This window comes from Mycobacterium spongiae (assembly GCF_018278905.1).
In the GTDB taxonomy this organism is placed as follows: domain Bacteria; phylum Actinomycetota; class Actinomycetes; order Mycobacteriales; family Mycobacteriaceae; genus Mycobacterium; species Mycobacterium spongiae.
Genome location: NZ_CP046600.1, coordinates 5,070,785 through 5,087,250, shown reverse-complemented (window position 1 = coordinate 5,087,250; position 16,466 = coordinate 5,070,785). Strand labels below are relative to the sequence as shown.

At 66.9% G+C, this 16,466-nt stretch carries 13 protein-coding genes and 1 pseudogene; 9 read left to right on the top strand and 5 right to left on the bottom strand.

The annotated features are described in order from the left end of the window. Positions 1 to 20: 20 nt before the first annotated feature. The 4 genes and pseudogenes from F6B93_RS23870 to fadD3 form a co-directional block, all read right to left on the bottom strand. A pseudogene (locus tag F6B93_RS23870) lies at positions 21 to 94 on the bottom strand (hypothetical protein); the annotation flags it as partial. A gap of 13 nt (positions 95 to 107) precedes the next feature. Next, entirely contained in the window at positions 108 to 1,061 is a 954-nt protein-coding gene (locus tag F6B93_RS20485) for an acyl-CoA dehydrogenase family protein (protein ID WP_211696713.1), read from the bottom strand. Beyond that, positions 1,061 to 2,206 (bottom strand): acyl-CoA dehydrogenase family protein, encoded by a 1,146-nt coding sequence (locus tag F6B93_RS20480; RefSeq protein ID WP_211696712.1) that lies wholly within the window; start codon positions 2,204 to 2,206, stop codon positions 1,061 to 1,063. Before F6B93_RS20480 ends, F6B93_RS20485 begins: the two co-directional genes overlap by 1 nt. Next, positions 2,207 to 3,736: a 3-((3aS,4S,7aS)-7a-methyl-1,5-dioxo-octahydro-1H-inden-4-yl)propanoate--CoA ligase FadD3 gene (gene fadD3, locus F6B93_RS20475; RefSeq protein WP_211696711.1), complete on the bottom strand. Its 1,530-nt coding sequence runs from the start codon at positions 3,734 to 3,736 to the stop codon at positions 2,207 to 2,209. A 98-nt stretch (positions 3,737 to 3,834) separates the two neighbouring features. Between fadD3 and ipdE1 the strand changes: the two genes are divergently transcribed. The 6 genes from ipdE1 to F6B93_RS20445 all read left to right on the top strand — a co-directional run bounded on the left by ipdE1 (position 3,835) and on the right by F6B93_RS20445 (position 10,093). After that, the gene (gene ipdE1 / locus F6B93_RS20470; RefSeq protein ID WP_211696710.1) at positions 3,835 to 4,986 is read left to right on the top strand and encodes an acyl-CoA dehydrogenase IpdE1; all 1,152 of its coding nucleotides are present in this window, start codon (positions 3,835 to 3,837) and stop codon (positions 4,984 to 4,986) included. Further along, a complete protein-coding gene (ipdF, locus tag F6B93_RS20465; RefSeq protein WP_211696709.1) occupies positions 4,983 to 5,771 on the top strand; it encodes a (5R,7aS)-5-hydroxy-7a-methyl-1-oxo-2,3,5,6,7,7a-hexahydro-1H-indene-carboxyl-CoA reductase in 789 nt (262 codons plus the stop codon). Before ipdE1 ends, ipdF begins: the two co-directional genes overlap by 4 nt. A gap of 42 nt (positions 5,772 to 5,813) precedes the next feature. Continuing rightward, positions 5,814 to 6,416 carry a TetR family transcriptional regulator KstR2 gene (kstR2, locus tag F6B93_RS20460; protein ID WP_211696708.1) on the top strand — a complete coding sequence of 201 codons (603 nt, stop codon included), beginning with the start codon at positions 5,814 to 5,816 and terminating at the stop codon, positions 6,414 to 6,416. An 18-nt stretch (positions 6,417 to 6,434) separates the two neighbouring features. Then, positions 6,435 to 7,595 (top strand): steroid 3-ketoacyl-CoA thiolase FadA6, encoded by a 1,161-nt coding sequence (gene fadA6 / locus F6B93_RS20455; RefSeq protein ID WP_211696707.1) that lies wholly within the window; start codon positions 6,435 to 6,437, stop codon positions 7,593 to 7,595. 198 nt (positions 7,596 to 7,793) lie between these two features. Further along, complete coding sequence (locus tag F6B93_RS23515; protein ID WP_211696706.1) at positions 7,794 to 9,569, top strand: serine/threonine-protein kinase PknH/PknJ; 1,776 nt, start codon at positions 7,794 to 7,796, stop codon at positions 9,567 to 9,569. A gap of 92 nt (positions 9,570 to 9,661) precedes the next feature. Further along, positions 9,662 to 10,093: a nuclear transport factor 2 family protein gene (locus F6B93_RS20445; protein WP_246540889.1), complete on the top strand. Its 432-nt coding sequence runs from the start codon at positions 9,662 to 9,664 to the stop codon at positions 10,091 to 10,093. A 70-nt stretch (positions 10,094 to 10,163) separates the two neighbouring features. Here the strand turns inward: F6B93_RS20445 and F6B93_RS20440 are convergent, their stop codons facing one another. Beyond that, positions 10,164 to 10,994 (bottom strand): HNH endonuclease, encoded by an 831-nt coding sequence (locus tag F6B93_RS20440; protein ID WP_211696705.1) that lies wholly within the window; start codon positions 10,992 to 10,994, stop codon positions 10,164 to 10,166. 187 nt (positions 10,995 to 11,181) lie between these two features. Here F6B93_RS20440 and F6B93_RS20435 point away from each other — a divergent pair, with 187 nt between their 5' ends. From F6B93_RS20435 to F6B93_RS20425, 3 genes are all read left to right on the top strand, one after another. Next, entirely contained in the window at positions 11,182 to 11,445 is a 264-nt protein-coding gene (locus tag F6B93_RS20435) for a hypothetical protein (protein ID WP_211696704.1), read from the top strand. Next, complete coding sequence (locus F6B93_RS20430; RefSeq protein ID WP_211696703.1) at positions 11,442 to 11,825, top strand: type II toxin-antitoxin system VapC family toxin; 384 nt, start codon at positions 11,442 to 11,444, stop codon at positions 11,823 to 11,825. Before F6B93_RS20435 ends, F6B93_RS20430 begins: the two co-directional genes overlap by 4 nt. Positions 11,826 to 12,075: 250 nt before the next feature. Next, a complete protein-coding gene (locus F6B93_RS20425; RefSeq protein ID WP_211696702.1) occupies positions 12,076 to 16,440 on the top strand; it encodes a PE family protein in 4,365 nt (1,454 codons plus the stop codon). Positions 16,441 to 16,466: the final 26 nt, after the last annotated feature.

Here is a 16,466-nt window from a genome sequence, read left to right as displayed (position 1 = left end):
GGGTCATAAACGCCGCTCCTCCTCATCGCTGCGCTCTGCATCGTCGCCGGCGGGTGTCATTGGCGCCGCTCCTCCTCATCGCTGCGCTCTGCATCGTCGCCGGCGGGTCACAGCGCCTCGAGCACGCGCCGCCGGTGCAACATTGGATCACCCCAGGCCGCGCGCAAGGCCTGCACTCGCAGCAGCCAGAGTGACAGGTCATGCTCTTCGGTGAAACCGATGGCACCGTGTATCTGCAACGCGGACCGCGCCGCCAGCAGGCCCGCCTCGGACGCCGCTATTTTGGCGGCGCTGACGTCTCGGCCGCACGCGCCCGAGTTCTCGGCTATCGCCAATGCGGCACCGTACACCAGGGGCCGAGCCAGCTCGATCGCGATATGGGCGTCGGCGAGTTTGTGCTTGATCGCTTGGTAGGAACCGATCACCCGACCGAACTGGGTGCGTTGCTTGGCGTAGTCGACGGTCGTGTTCAGCAGCGCCTCGGCGGCACCGATCAGTTGTGCGGCCGTGGCGAGTGCCCCGAACTCGTAGGCGCGCATAACGTCTGCCTGCCAGGTACCGTCGGTTGCGGTCACGTCGTACAGGCGGCGGCTGGGATCGACAGACTCGTAGGGCTCGCCGGCAGTTCCCTCCGCGACCCCGAAGTCGCCGGCCAACAAGACCAGTCCCGCGGTGTCGGCGTCGACCGCGCGGGGCATCTCCGGCGGCATCGCGACAGTGACTATCAATTCGCCCGAAGCCAGCTCGCCACACCGCTCGTCGTGCGCCAACAACACCGGGGCAACAGCGATGGATTCGGCAACCGGGCCCGGCACGCACCATCGCCCTAGACGCTCGAGCGCTACTACCAGATCTACGGGATGCGCTTCTATGCCGTCGAATTGCTCGGGCACGGCCAGTGCAGTGATGCCAAGGGCGGCCAGCTGTTCCCACACCTTGCAGCCCGGCTCGACATCGTGCGTCGACCACGCGCGGACCGTGCCAGGAAGGTCCGCGGTGCTCAGCGCCGCATCGATGCTGGCCGCGAAATCCCGTTGCTGTTCGTCTAGTGCGAAATCCACTATTTCTTGCCCCCGGCTTTCTCTTTCGGAAGACCCAGCAGGCGTTCCGAAATGATGTTGCGCTGGATTTCGTTGGTCCCGGCGTAGATCGGGCCGCCCAGGGCGAACAGCAAGCCATCGGTCCAGGGGCCGGCCAATTCTGCATCGGCGCCGCGGATGTCGAGTGCCGTCTGGTGGATCTCCACGTCCAGGTCGGACCAGAACACCTTGGTCACTGACGATTCCGCGCCCAGCTCGCCGCCCGCGGCTAGCCTCGTTACGGTGCCGAACGTCTGCAGTCGGTAGGCCTGCGCCTTGATCCACGCGCTGGCCACCCGGTTGGCGAATTCCGGTGCAGAGCCGTTGTCTTTCCATAGCGCAACCAGTCGCTCTGCGGCCGCGAGGAAGCGTGCCGGGCTGCGCAGCGACATACCGCGTTCGTTGCTCGATGTACTCATGGCCGCACGCCACCCGTCGTTGGGGGCGCCGATGACGTCCACGTCCGGCACGAAGACGTTGTCGAGGAAGATCTCGCCGAAGCCGGTGTCGCCGCCCAATTGAGCGATCGGCCGCACCGTGATTCCCTCGGCACTCAGGTCGAACATGAAGTACGTCAGCCCGCGATGTCGTTCGGCTGCAGGGTCGGATCGAAAAAGCCCGAATCCCATGTCGGCGAACGGTGCGCGCGAACTCCAAATCTTCTGGCCGTTGAGCAGCCAACCACCGTCCGTCTGCGTGGCGGTGGATCGTAGCGACGCAAGGTCGCTGCCGGCTTCGGGTTCTGACCAGGCCTGAGCCCAGATCTGTTCGCCGCTAGCCATCTTGACCAGCAGCCGGTCCAGCTGCTCTTCGGTGCCGTGTGAGAACAGTGTCGGCGCCAGCATCGAAGTACCGTTGGCGCTGGCGCGACCCGGCGCGCCGGCGCGAAAGTATTCCTCCTCGAACACCACCCAATGCAGTAGTGGCGCGTCGCGGCCGCCGTACTTCTCCGGCCAGGTGATCACCGACAGGCCGGCATCGAACAGAACCCTGTCCCAATGTCTATGTTGTGCAAACCCTTCCGCGTTGTCATAGGACTTCACCGGGATCGAGTCTCGGTTGACCGAAAGAAACTCTCGTACCTCGGCTTGGAACGCCAGGGTCTCTTCGTCGAAATTCAGATCCATTCAGGCCAGCTCTCGCAGTTGTGATTTGACTACTTTGCCGCCGGCATTCCGCGGCAATGCGTCGACGAACCGCACCGAACGCGGTGCCTTGAAGTTCGCTAAATGTTCACGCGTATAGGCGATCACCGCGCGTTCGTCGATGTCCGAATCCGGTCGAGCAACCACGTAGGCGCGACCGACCTCGCCGAGCCGATGGTCGGGAACGCCAATCACCGCCGCGTCGGCCACGCCGTCGATTCGCGTCAACACTTGCTCAACTTCGGCGGGATAAACGTTGAAACCTCCACAGATGTACATGTCCTTGAGTCGGTCGGTGATTCGCAAGTTGCCAGCGTCGTCGACGGTACCGATATCGCCGGTGTGCAGCCAGCCATGGGCGTCAATCGTCGCGGCGGTCGCTTCGGGGTCGTCAAGATAACCGAGCATCACGTTGGGCCCGCGCAGCAAGACTTCGCCAGACTCGGCGATGCGCAACTCAAAATCCGCGAAAGGTCGTCCGCAGGTGGTGGCAACCGTCACCGCGTCGTCGTCGGGGCGGCACATCGTCCCCATCCCGTTGGCCTCGGTCAGGCCGTAGGCGGTGAGCACCATGTCGATGTCGAGTTCGGACTGCATGCGCTCCACCAACACGACCGGCACGGTGGCCGCACCGGTCACCGCGAACCGCAGCGAGCTCAGGTCGTATTCCGGCCTAGCCGGGTGATCGAGCAAGCTCTGGTAAATCGTGGGCGGACCCGGCAACACGGTGATGCGCTGTTCCTCGATCGTTCGCAGCGTTTGCAGTGGGTCGAATGTCGGGTGTGGGATCAGCGTCGCGCCGGTCTGTAGGCAAGCCAAGATTCCAGCCTTGTAGCCGAAATTGTGAAAGAACGGGTTGATGCACAGGTAGCGGTCGGCGCTCGTGATCTTGCCGTTGGCGGCCCACGAAGCCGACGCCGACAACGATTGCCGGTGTGCGCACATCACGCCCTTGCTTCGGCCCGTGGTGCCGGAGGTGAACAGGATGTCGCTGACGTCGTCGGGCGAGACGGCGCTAGCCCGCGCGCGTACCGCGTCGAGGGTTCCGGCACCCGCCCCTGCGTCCATGAACTCATCCCAGGTTCCATCGGGTTCGTCGATCGGCACCCGAACGATGTGGCGCAGCGCGGGCAGGGCAGCACGATCCAAGTCGGCTGCCCGGTCGGCGTCCAGGAATCGGCCCATCGCGAATAGCACGGGCGCCTTGGTTCGACCCAAGATGTCGGCGGCTTCCTCCGCGGTATAACGCGTGTTCAGCGGAACCATCGCCGCGCCGGCGTGGTGGATGGCCAGGCACGCCACCACCCAGTGCCAGGTATTCGGTGACCAGATGGCCACTCGGTCTCCGCGCTCGACGCCCAGCGCGACCAGCGCGGCCGCCGCCCGGTACACCTCGTCGCGCAACTCATGCGATGTGAAGCTCCGGTCGTCCGTCACCAACGCATCGTGGCCGGGTAACTGGCGCACCGAGCGATCGACCGCTGCAGGCACGGTACGGGGATCGGTGGTCATCGACGCTCCTCGAACGTGGCGTACATCGTCGCCAAGCTTTGTGATGCGTATTACCGCCAGGCTAACAAAGCAAGTGCTTGGTAGGTTAGCCTACAGGGATGCAGGATGTTCTGGAGTTCCGCGCAGAAGTCCGCCAATGGCTCGCGGACAATCTGGTCGGCGAGTTCGCTGCACTGCGCGGCCTCGGCGGGCCAGGACGCGAGCACGAGGCTTTCGAAGAGCGCCGGGCATGGAACCAGCACTTGGCGGCGGCGGGACTGACCTGTTTGGGGTGGCCGGTCGAGCATGGCGGCCGTGGGCTTTCGACCGCGCACCGGGTGGCGTTCTACGAGGAGTATGCCCGCGCGGACGCGCCGGACAAGGTGAACCATTTCGGCGAGGAGCTGCTGGGGCCGACATTGATCGCGTTCGGAACGCCCGAGCAACAGCAACGGTTTCTGCCGCGGATCCGCGACGTCACCGAGCTGTGGTGTCAGGGATATTCGGAGCCCGGTGCCGGCAGCGACCTGGCCAACGTGTCGACCACAGCCGAACTCGACGGCGACCAGTGGGTGATCAACGGGCAGAAGGTGTGGACATCGCTGGCACACCTGTCGCAGTGGTGTTTCGTCGTCGCCCGCACCGAGAAGGGCTCCAAGCGCCATGCTGGCCTGTCGTACCTGTTGGTGCCGCTGGACCAGCCCGGCGTGCAGATCCGCCCGATCGTCCAGATCACGGGCACTGCCGAGTTCAACGAAGTGTTCTTCGATGACGCCCGTACCGACGCCGGCATGGTGGTCGGCCAGCCGGGTGACGGTTGGCGGGTCGCGATGGGGACGCTGACATTCGAGCGCGGCGTTTCAACGCTGGGTCAACAGATCGTCTACGCGCGTGAGCTTTCCAATCTGGCCGAGCTCGCACAGCGCACCGGCGCCGCCGAGGACCCGTTCATCCGGGAGCGGCTGACCAGAGCGTGGACGGGGCTGCGAGCCATGCGCAGCTACGCGCTGGCCACCTTGGAAGGGCCAGCTGTCGACGGCCAGGACAACGTGTCGAAGTTGTTGTGGGCCAACTGGCATCGCGATCTCGGGGAGTTGGCGATGGATGTGGTCGGCAAGCCCTCGCTGACCATGGCCGACGGCGAGTTCGACGAATGGCAGCGATTATTTCTGTTTACCCGCGCCGACACCATTTACGGCGGGTCCAACGAGATACAGCGCAACATCATTGCCGAGCGGGTGCTTGGCCTGCCCAGGGAGGTAAAGGGATGACCCTTTCCGTGGCGCCGAAAGAGGTTGCTGGACACGGACTTCTCGCTGGCAAGGTGGTGGTGGTCACCGCGGCGGCGGGTACCGGTATCGGTTCGGCCACCGCGCGGCGTGCGCTGGCCGAAGGCGCCGATGTGATGGTCTCCGACCACCACGAGCGACGGTTGGGGGAGACGGCCGACGAGCTGTCGGCGCTGGGACAGGGCCGCGTCGAAAGCGTCGTGTGTGACGTGACCTCAACCGCCGCCGTCGATGCCCTGATCGACTCGACGACTGCCCGGATGGGCCGCCTCGACGTGCTGGTCAACAATGCCGGCCTCGGCGGGCAGACGCCCGTGGCCGACATGTCCGACGACGAGTGGGAGCGTGTTCTCGATGTGACCCTCACGTCGGTGTTCCGGGCCACCCGGGCCGCGCTGCGCTACTTCCGCGACGCGCCGCACGGCGGAGTAATCGTCAACAACGCCAGCGTCCTGGGCTGGCGAGCTCAACATTCGCAGGCCCACTATGCCGCCGCCAAGGCCGGGGTCATGGCATTGACCCGGTGCAGCGCCATTGAAGCCGCCGAGTACGGAGTCCGGATCAACGCCGTCTCGCCCAGCATTGCCCGGCACAAGTTCTTGGACAAGACGACCTCGGCCGAGCTGCTCGATCGGTTGGCCGCGGGTGAGGCGTTCGGACGGGCCGCCGAGCCCTGGGAGGTGGCGGCCACCATTGCCTTTCTGGCGAGTGACTATTCCAGCTACCTCACCGGAGAGGTGATTTCGGTTTCCAGCCAGCATCCGTGACCACAGATAGCCAAGCAAGCGCTTGGTTGATATCCTGGGGGAATGGACCGAGTGGCCGGTCAGGCTAACAGCCGGCGAGACGAGCTGCTGGAGCTCGCTGCCGAGATGTTCGCCGAGCGCGGCCTTCGTGCTACGACTGTGCGCGATATCGCCGACGGCGCCGGTATCTTGTCCGGCAGTCTCTATCACCACTTCTCCTCAAAAGAGGAGATGATCGACGAGCTGTTGCGCGGTTTCCTGGACGGGCTTTTCGCCCGCTATCGCGAGATCGTGGACACCGAGGCCAATCCCTTGGAGCGGCTCAAGGGCCTGTTCATGGCCTCGTTCGACGCGATCGAGCATCGCCACGCGCAGGTCGTCATCTACCAGCATGAGGCGCAACGACTCGCGTCTCAGCCGCGGTTTTCCTATATCGAGGATCTGAACCAGCAGCAGCGGAAGATGTGGGTCGAGGTGCTCAATCAGGGCATTGACGAAGGCTTTCTTCGTCCCGACCTGGACGTTGATCTGGTGTACCGATTCATCCGTGACACCACCTGGGTATCGGTGCGCTGGTATCAGCCTGGCGGGCCGCTCACCGCAGAACAGGTAGGTCAGCAATATCTCGCCATCGTCCTTGGCGGGATCACGGCTCAGCAACAATGACGACAGAAGGAGTCTGAAATGCCCGAGGCGTACATCGTGGACGCTGTGCGGACCGCCGTCGGTAAGCGCAACGGATCCCTGGCCGGAGTGCACCCCATTGATCTCGGGGCGGAGGTGTTCCACGGCTTGTTCGAACGGGTTGATGTGGACCCCGCCGCCGTCGACGACGTGATCGTGGGGTGCGTGGATGCCATCGGCGGGCAGGCCGGCAATATCGGCCGGCTGGCGTGGCTGGCGGCCGGCTACCCCGAAGAGGTCCCAGGCGTCACGGTCGATCGACAATGCGGCTCCAGCCAGCAGGCGATTTCTTTTGGCGCGCAAGCGATCATGGCCGGAACCGCTGATTTCATCGTGGCTGGCGGTATCCAGAACATGAGCCAGATCCCGATTTCTGCGGCCATGGAGGTCGGCAACCAGTTCGGCTTCACCTCTCCCACGGCAGAGTCCAAGGGATGGCAGCACCGCTACGGCGACGAGGAGATCTCGCAGTTCCGCGGCGCCGAGATGATCGCCGAGCGGTGGAACCTGTCGCGAGAAGAAATGGAGCAATTCGCCCTCGGCAGCCACGAACGTGCGTTTTCGGCAATCCGTGCAGGACATTTCGACAATGAGATCGTGCCGGTCCACCAGAATGGCACGGATTTCCGCATCGACGAGGGGCCCCGCGAGACATCGCTGGAGAAAATGGCGGGTCTGAAGACGCTGGTCGAGGGGGGCCGGCTGACGGCCGCCCTGGCCAGCCAGATCTCCGATGGCGCCAGTGCCGTGCTGCTCGCGTCCGAGCAGGCGGTCAAAGACCACAAGTTGACCCCGCGGGCCAGAATCCACCACATCAGCGCTCGTGGCGCAGATCCGGTGGTCATGCTGACCGGGCCTATCCCAGCCACCCGCTACGCTCTGGAAAAGACCGGACTGGCCATCGAGGACATTGCCACCGTCGAGATCAACGAGGCGTTCGCACCGGTAGTCCTGGCCTGGCTCAAGGAAATCAAGGCCGACCCGGAGACGGTGAACCCCAACGGTGGCGCGATTGCCCTCGGCCACCCGCTGGGGGCCACCGGGGCCAAGTTGTTCACCACAATGCTCAACGAGCTCGAGCGCATCGGTGGCCGCTACGGGTTGCAGACGATGTGCGAAGGCGGCGGCACGGCCAACGTCACGATCATCGAGCGGTTGTAGCCCGCGCCGCGGGTCTCCCCACAGGGCCGGCTGACAAGCGCCGGCCGGCATCGAGGTGAGTCGCTCATCTCCCACATCCGGAATGTCGCTGACCTTGCCGGCACTAAGCGCAGCACTCGTCACCTAAGCTGCACGTTGGGCGATGCAGCGCACCAACGATGTTGAGCATCTGCTGGATGCGAAAAGGTAGGGCGATGGATGCTTAAACCTGGCGAGGTACTGGCCGGCTACCGCATCGACAGGACGCTCGGCGTTGGCGGAATGGGCGCGGTGTACCTCGCTGCCCATCCAAGCCTGCCACGTCGCGACGCGTTGAAGGTGCTCTCCGCGGAGCTATCGCACGACCCAGACTTTCGAACCCGATTCCTGCGCGAAGCCGACGTCGCCTCCAGCCTGGATCACCCCAACATCGTCGGGGTCTATGACCGCGGTCAGACCGAGGACGGCCAGCTGTGGATCTCAATGCAGTTCGTCGACGGCACCGACGCTGAGGCGGCCCTGCGGGCTGGGGAAATGACACCCGATCGGGCAGTGCACATCGTGGCCGCGGTCGCCCAAGGCCTCGACCATGCCCACTCGCGCAACATCATTCACCGCGATGTCAAGCCGGCGAACTTCCTGTTGTCCGGTCCTATCGGCCCCTCAGAGCGGGTGCTAATGGGCGATTTCGGGATTTCTCGCGCGCTCGACGATGTGGGACTGACAGCCACCGGGTCGCTCGTGGCCACCGTTGCATACGCTGCCCCCGAAGTGCTCTCCGGGCTCTCGGTCGACGGGCGGGCAGACATCTACTCGCTCGGCTGCACGCTGTTTCGGCTGCTGACGGGCAAACCCCCGTTTGCGAGCAACGGGATGGCTGCGGTGATGATGGCGCATCTGCAGGCGCCCCCACCGCGGGTCACCGATTTCGTGCCGTCCCTTCCGCCGGCGCTGGATGCAGTGATCGCAATCGCGATGGCCAAAGACCCCGCAGCACGCTTCCCGACCGCGGCGGCGTTGGCGGCGGCGGCCGCATCGGCGCTCCATGACGCCACCATGCTCATCAGCACGCCGCTGCCTCCGGTGTCTAGCCGGGACGTGTCGTCCTATCCGCCGCCGGGCACGGCCGGGTGGCCCGACAGGGGCCCGCGCACCATGCTCGCCCCCGGTGCGGTTCCGCCGGCGGCGACTGTCTCGATCCGGGCGCCTCTCCCTCGCCGCCGCCGCGCAGGGTGGATCGCCGCGTCACTAGCAGCGGTGGTGGTGTTGGTGGTTGTTGCGGCAATCGTCTGGCCGCGCGGATCCTCCCCAGCGCCACCGGCGGCACAAGGTGGCAACCCAGCCCCCGCCAGATCTTCGACTACGACGGGTGCGACCGCCCCGACATCGGCCACCCCGACTCGGCGACCAGCCACCGATGTCGCACCGGACCAACTGCGGTCGATTTTGTTGTCCGACAGCCAGATCGCGAATATCGCTGGGGGAGCGGCGTTGACGATGGACAGCGATACCACCGAACTGTCGGCCAATGCCTCAGTGAGCAGTCCGCGGTGTCGCGGGGCTTGGTCACCGGCCCAACGATCGGTCTATGCCGGCAGCGGACAAACCGGAGCGGCGGTGCAGACACTACGCGCGCTGGGTGCGGCGGTGTGGCAAGACGGCGTGATTCAGGCCGCGGTCTCGTTGGACTCCGTGATGAGCATCAGCGGGTTCATGCAAGGCGAGCAACGCCGGTGGGTGGCCTGCGCGCAGGCCGGTGCGGTGACGGTGACCCTGCCAGACGGGGCAGCTCAGAGTTGGACGTTCTCCCAGCCGGTCACCACCGGCGGAATCGTCACGCTGACCGCCACCCCAGCCGACGGCGGCGTTTCGTGCTCGCGCGGGATCGCCGCGCGCGGGAACGTGGTCATCGACATGCGCTTGTGCCGCCCCGGCGGAGGCGGCGACGTCGCAGCGTTGATCCGAGCTGCCGGAGATCGGGTACCGCGCCAGTAACTGGGAAGTTGTTAAGGTGTGCCATCCCACGACGGGCTGAAAGGGCGCTGCTGGTGACCAGATTGCGAGTATTTGCCGCCAACGCTGCGGTGATGGTGCTCGCCGGGTGCGGCACTACCACTGGCAATCCGGTCGCCGAGAATGGTTCAACCCCGCCGCCCACGCCGGTGATCACCGCTACGCCACCGAGCAGAACCACCCCGACTACCACCGCACCACCTTCCGACCAGGACCAGGTCCGCGCGGCAATCAAGGCGTTTCAGGACGCAGCCAACAGTCAGAACTGGGACGCTTACCTGGCGGCGATGTGCCCGGCCATGCGCGCTACGTTCACCGCGCCGATCATGGAACAGGTGAAAACGAACCGGGCCGCGGACGGCATCACGATCGTCACGGTCCTCGGCGTCACCATCACCGGCGACACCGCCAAGGCAGACCTCGATTCCACCAACGAACTCATTGGCTCTATGCAGGTCAGCATGACACTGGCACGCACCGAGGAAGGCTGGAAAATTTGCATGTAATGGGCTGGCGGCAGCAGCCGTCCTCAAGCGCTCGGGCCGTATGCCGCCGGCCCTTGCCTGATGCGGCACATTAGTGGCGGTTGCTCTTCCCTAGATTGCAGAACTCGCACAAGGTCTGGAGGTTGCCCATCTCGGTCTTTCCTCCTTTGCTCACCGGGACGATGTGGTCAACATGGAGGGTCACGCCACGCGTTTGTGGGTTCGCTCCGCATTGTTGACAGCGCGAGCCATCTCGCGAGAGGACTTGATATCGGAGGCTGGCGGTCATGCGGTTACGTTCCTGTCGGCGTAGGAACGTCGCCGTGGACTGGGCCTCCCGAAGCCGTTTCATCTCGGTGAACGCGCTCCGAAGCCCCTCGAAGTCCCACGAAAGAGCCTTGGAATAGGAATTCTGTCCCTTCGGGCTGGTGTACCGGACGGCGCAACGCACGTGAGCGGCGCAAACGGGCGGGCTCAGCGTCCACTTGGTGAAGAGCTTCCGCTCAATCCGTGCGAATGCCTCGGGGTTCACCTGGTCAGTAGCTGAGCGGCCGAGCTTGGTTGAGTCAATGTGCTGATATGCGCCGCGATACTCGGCGTACACCACCAAATCGTTTGTCCGTAAAGCGATTGCATACTGTAGCTCGGCCTCTAGGGCGGCGAGGTTTGCAAGGAAGAACGCATGGAGGTCGTAGCGTTCGAGCTTTGCTTTGGAGTTGACCCTGTCTTCCCAGTTGTAGGTGATCGGACCTGAATACTGCAGTCGCTGCCGGTAATTTCGGTTGAGCGAGTCGAGTTCGGCTAGCGCAGCACTGTTCTCGACCACTAGACGCCGACGCTTTGCAACGGCGAGGAGTAGGACGCCAGAGATAGCTCCCAGGAACGCTAGAACGACTGCTGCGGCGGCGAACTGGCCATTCACGTTATGTGCTACTCCCGTTTCTCAGCTCCCGAACGATACTCCGGGCGTGTGACGGCTGACTCGCTGAGCAGCTCGCCTTTTGGGGTGGACCAGGACTGCCATTAGCCGCCGAAGTCCTGTGCGGCACTGCTACCTTCGGTCAACAGCAAAGTGTACCACCGTAGAAAAAGTGGTACACTTGGCGCCTATGCCGACCACACGTCCGCGCTACCAGGTAACCGAAACACCGGAGATCGCTCGGGCGCTCGACCAGGCTGCCAGGCGATGGCCTGGTGAGCCACGGTCCAAATTGTTGCGACGGCTGATCGAAGTCGGGGGCGGCATCCTCGAGCGCAACGAGAAATCGGACGACAGTGCGCATCGTGCCGCGGTGCTGGCAAGCAGTGGCCGCTACTCCGAGGCGTTCGCGCCTGGCTATCTGACTGACCTGCGGGAGGATTGGCCCGCGTGATCGTGCTGGACGCCAGCGTTCTGATAGCGCATTTGAACTCCCGCGACGCCCATCATGACGCGGCCACCGCGGTTCTGCTGGCCGCGACACCTGGACGGATGCTGGCGCACACCGACACGTTGGCCGAGGTCCTCGTCGGCGGCGTCCGCGTCAGGCAAGGAGCATCGATGCTTGACGATTTGCAGTCCGCCGGCATCGGCGTTGCGCCCCACGATGATGGCGAACCGCTGCGTCTTGCCGAACTACGCGCAAGTACGGGGCTCAAGCTACCTGACTGCTGCGTCTTGGATGTCGCCATCCATCACCAGGCAAGCCTTGCGACCTTTGATGAAGCGCTCGCTGCCGTGGCCCGCAAACGCGGCGTGCCTGTTCACACATGAGTGCGGCCAGTTTGTGCCCGCTATTCCACGCCCACGGTGCTTCCCAGATTGGACTTCGAACAGCGATGCGGCTGTAGGCATTCCGGCGACGCGACGTGATAGGGGCGCGTCCGCGCCAACCTCATGGTGGTAGTGGCGGAAAACGCCCACAACCATCCATGTGCGCTGATAGCGTTTGATTAGCCGATCGTCTTGACGGGCGATCTCAGGGTGGGTGAATGCTTGGCGTGGCTCGCGGTGGGAGGTCCAAATGTCCTATGTAGTCGCGGCACCGGAGCAAATGCTAGCGGCGGCGGCGGATTTGGCGGGAATCGAGTCGGCGCTCAACGCAGCGAACGCGGTGGCCGCCGTGCCGACGACCCAGGTGGTGGCCGCGGGTGCTGATGAGGTGTCGGCGGCGATAGCGGCCTTGTTCGCCGCGCAGGCCCTCGAGTATCAAGCGCTGAGCGCCAGCGTGGCCACGTTTCATGAACAGTTCCTGCGGGCCGTGACTTCAGGGGCGGCGGCATACGCGAGCGCCGAAGCGGCAAGCGTGGCTCCATTGCAAGCGCTGTTCGATGTGGTCAACGCGCCTACCCAGGCACTGCTGGGCCGCCCGTTAGTCGGCAATGGTGCCAACGGGGCACCGGGGACTGGCGCGGACGGCGGACATGGCGGGATTCTGTTCGGCAATGGTGGGGCTGGGGGCTCGGGTGCGGCGGGTGAGAATGGTGGCGCGGGCGGGAATGCGGGGTTGTTTGGTAGTGGGGGTGCTGGGGGTGCTGGGGGCTCTACGGATGTTTTTGGGAATAACGGCGGGGCTGGCGGGGTCGGTGGGGCCGGCGGGTGGTTCGGTGGTGTCGGCGGGTCCGGCGGTGCGGGTGGCACTGGCGCTTTCAGCGGGGGTGCTGGCGGGGCCGGCGGGGCTGGTCGGCTCTTTAGTGGTGGCGGCGCGGGTGGCACGGGCGGTATCGGCACTGCGGGTGTCGGTGGTGTGGGCGGCGACGGTGGTGCTTCCGGGTTCTTGGCGGCTGCCGATGGTGGGGCCGGTGGCCACGGCGGAACTGGATTCCTTACCGGGGGTGCGGCTGGCAGTGGTGGTGCCGCCGGGATTTTCGGCACCGGTGGTGGGGGTGGGACGGGTGGTTCGGGCGGCACTAATGGCGTGGAGATTGGCCAAGTCAGCGTTGGTGGGGCCGGTGGAGATGGTGGGCGTGGCGGATGGCTGTTCGGCGTCGGGGGCGGGGGCGGGTTCGGCGGGTTTGGGCAAGGCCCGTCGGGTGGGATCGCCGGGTCCGGCGGAGATGCGGGATTGTTCGGTATCGGTGGTAACGGCGGCGTTGGTGGTCTTGGGTTTTCTGGCGTTGGTGCTGCGGGTGGCGATGGCGGCGACGGCGGCCTGTTGTGGGGTCCCGGTGGCGACGGCGCGCGCGGCGGGCAAGGCGGAGCCGGCAGCGGCGGGACGGGCGGGTCTGGCGGGGCCGGCGGACTGTTCGGCGGGAATGGGGGTAGCGGCGGGGTTGGTGGTACCGGGGCGGGCGGGCCCGGTGGTGCCGGCGGGGACGGCGGCAAGGCCACGTTGTTCGGTACCGGCGGGGACGGCGGTGTGGGTGGCACCGGCGTCGGCTTCCCCGGCGACCCTGGCCTGTCGGCCGGGGGTGCGGGCGGCGATGGCGGCGACGGCGGTTTGGTGTTCGGCATGGGAGGCACCGGCGGGCAAGGGGGGTTCAGCGGTCCACTGTCCGCGGGCTCGGCCGGCGGCGGGGACGGCGGGGCTGGCGGCAACGCCGGACTGATCGGCATTGGTGGGGCTGGCGGTGCCGGCGGCGTCAGCGGGTTCGCGCCCGGCGGTGACGGCGGCGCCGGCGGCGCTGGTGGGGTGTTCTTGGGTGTCGGTGGTGTCGGTGGTGATGGTGCGGTGGGCGCCGGCGGTAATGGCGGTAACGGTGGTGCCGGCGGTGTTGGTAGCGGCACTGGATTCGGGTTCGGCGGGGCCGGCGGTATCGGCGGCGACAGTGGCCTTGGTAACGGCGGTGCCGGCGGGGCCGGTGGTGATGGCGGGTTGTTCGGCGGCAATGGCGGTGCCGGGGGGGTCGGCGGTGCCGGCGGGATCGGATTCTTGGATAACACCGCCGATGGCAGCGGGGGTGCTGGTGGGGCCGGCGGTAGCGGGGGCTTGTTCTTCGGTGATGGTGGTGTCGGCGGTGCTGGTGGCGCCGGGGGGAACTCCACTGTCAGCGCCAGCAACAACGGTGGTGGCGGTGGTGCCGGTGGTAGTGGCGGTGGGCTGTTTGGGCGTGGTGGTGCCGGTGGGGCGGGCGGCATCGCCGGCAATGGCAGCACCGTCGGGGGTGCCGGCGGTGCTGGGGGCGGGGCCGCGTTGATCGGTAGCGCCGGAAACGGCGGCGCCGGGGGCAGCGGCGGGCTCACCGGCGACGGCGGCGACGGCGGCGACGGCGGAGATGCCCAGCTGATCGGCAACGGTGGCAATGCCGGCGTCGGCGGAACCGGTGTGACTGTGGGCAGCATCGGCGTTGGTGGCATCGGCGGGCAACTACTGGGCCTAGACGGATTCAACGCCCCGGCAAGCACCTCGCCCCTGCACACCCTGCAACAACAGGCGCTGAACGCGATCAACACACCCTTCGAGGATCTGACCGGTCGCCCGTTGATCGGCAACGGCACCCCCGGGGCGGCCGGCACCGGTGCCGACGGCACGGCGGGTGGATGGCTCTTCGGCAATGGTGGGGCTGGGGGCTCGGGTGCGGCGGGTGAGAATGGTGGCGCGGGCGGGAATGCGGGGTTGTTTGGTAGTGGGGGTGCTGGGGGTGCTGGGGGCTCTACGGATGTTTTTGGGAATAACGGCGGGGCTGGCGGGGTCGGTGGGGCCGGCGGGTGGTTCGGTGGTGTCGGCGGGTCCGGCGGTGCGGGTGGCACTGGCGCTTTCAGCGGGGGTGCTGGCGGGGCCGGCGGGGCTGGTCGGCTCTTTAGTGGTGGCGGCGCGGGTGGCACGGGCGGTATCGGCACTGCGGGTGTCGGTGGTGTGGGCGGCGACGGTGGTGCTTCCGGGTTCTTGGCGGCTGCCGATGGTGGGGCCGGTGGCCACGGCGGAACTGGATTCCTTACCGGGGGTGCGGCTGGCAGTGGTGGTGCCGCCGGGATTTTCGGCACCGGTGGTGGGGGTGGGACGGGTGGTTCGGGCGGCACTAATGGCGTGGAGATTGGCCAAGTCAGCGTTGGTGGGGCCGGTGGAGATGGTGGGCGTGGCGGATGGCTGTTCGGCGTCGGGGGCGGGGGCGGGTTCGGCGGGTTTGGGCAAGGCCCGTCGGGTGGGATCGCCGGGTCCGGCGGAGATGCGGGATTGTTCGGTATCGGTGGTAACGGCGGCGTTGGTGGTCTTGGGTTTTCTGGCGTTGGTGCTGCGGGTGGCGATGGCGGCGACGGCGGCCTGTTGTGGGGTCCCGGTGGCGACGGCGCGCGCGGCGGGCAAGGCGGAGCCGGCAGCGGCGGGACGGGCGGGTCTGGCGGGGCCGGCGGACTGTTCGGCGGGAATGGGGGTAGCGGCGGGGTTGGTGGTACCGGGGCGGGCGGGCCCGGTGGTGCCGGCGGGGACGGCGGCAAGGCCACGTTGTTCGGTACCGGCGGGGACGGCGGTGTGGGTGGCACCGGCGTCGGCTTCCCCGGCGACCCTGGCCTGTCGGCCGGGGGTGCGGGCGGCGATGGCGGCGACGGCGGTTTGGTGTTCGGCATGGGAGGCACCGGCGGGCAAGGGGGGTTCAGCGGTCCACTGTCCGCGGGCTCGGCCGGCGGCGGGGACGGCGGGGCTGGCGGCAACGCCGGACTGATCGGCATTGGTGGGGCTGGCGGTGCCGGCGGCGTCAGCGGGTTCGCGCCCGGCGGTGACGGCGGCGCCGGCGGCGCTGGTGGGGTGTTCTTGGGTGTCGGTGGTGTCGGTGGTGATGGTGCGGTGGGCGCCGGCGGTAATGGCGGTAACGGTGGTGCCGGCGGTGTTGGTAGCGGCACTGGATTCGGGTTCGGCGGGGCCGGCGGTATCGGCGGCGACAGTGGCCTTGGTAACGGCGGTGCCGGCGGGGCCGGTGGTGATGGCGGGTTGTTCGGCGGCAATGGCGGTGCCGGGGGGGTCGGCGGTGCCGGCGGGATCGGATTCTTGGATAACACCGCCGATGGCAGCGGGGGTGCTGGTGGGGCCGGCGGTGGCGGGGGCTTGTTCTTCGGTGATGGTGGTGTCGGCGGTGCTGGTGGCGCCGGGGGGAACTCCACTGTCAGCGCCAGCAACAACGGTGGTGGCGGTGGTGCCGGTGGTAGTGGCGGTGGGCTGTTTGGGCGTGGTGGTGCCGGTGGGGCGGGCGGCATCGCCGGCAATGGCAGCACCGTCGGGGGTGCCGGCGGTGCTGGGGGCGGGGCCGCGTTGATCGGTAGCGCCGGAAACGGCGGCGCTGGGGGCAGCGGCGGGCTCACCGGCGACGGCGGCGACGGCGGCGACGGCGGAGATGTCGCGGTGTTCGGCGCCGGCGGTAACGGCGGCAACGGTGGGACGGGAGTGACGGAAGGCAGCGGCGGCGCAGGCGGCAGCGGCGGGCTGTTCGGCGTGGACGGACTTAGCGGGTCGTCCTAGTCATCTGAGCTACCTGCACGCGGGCC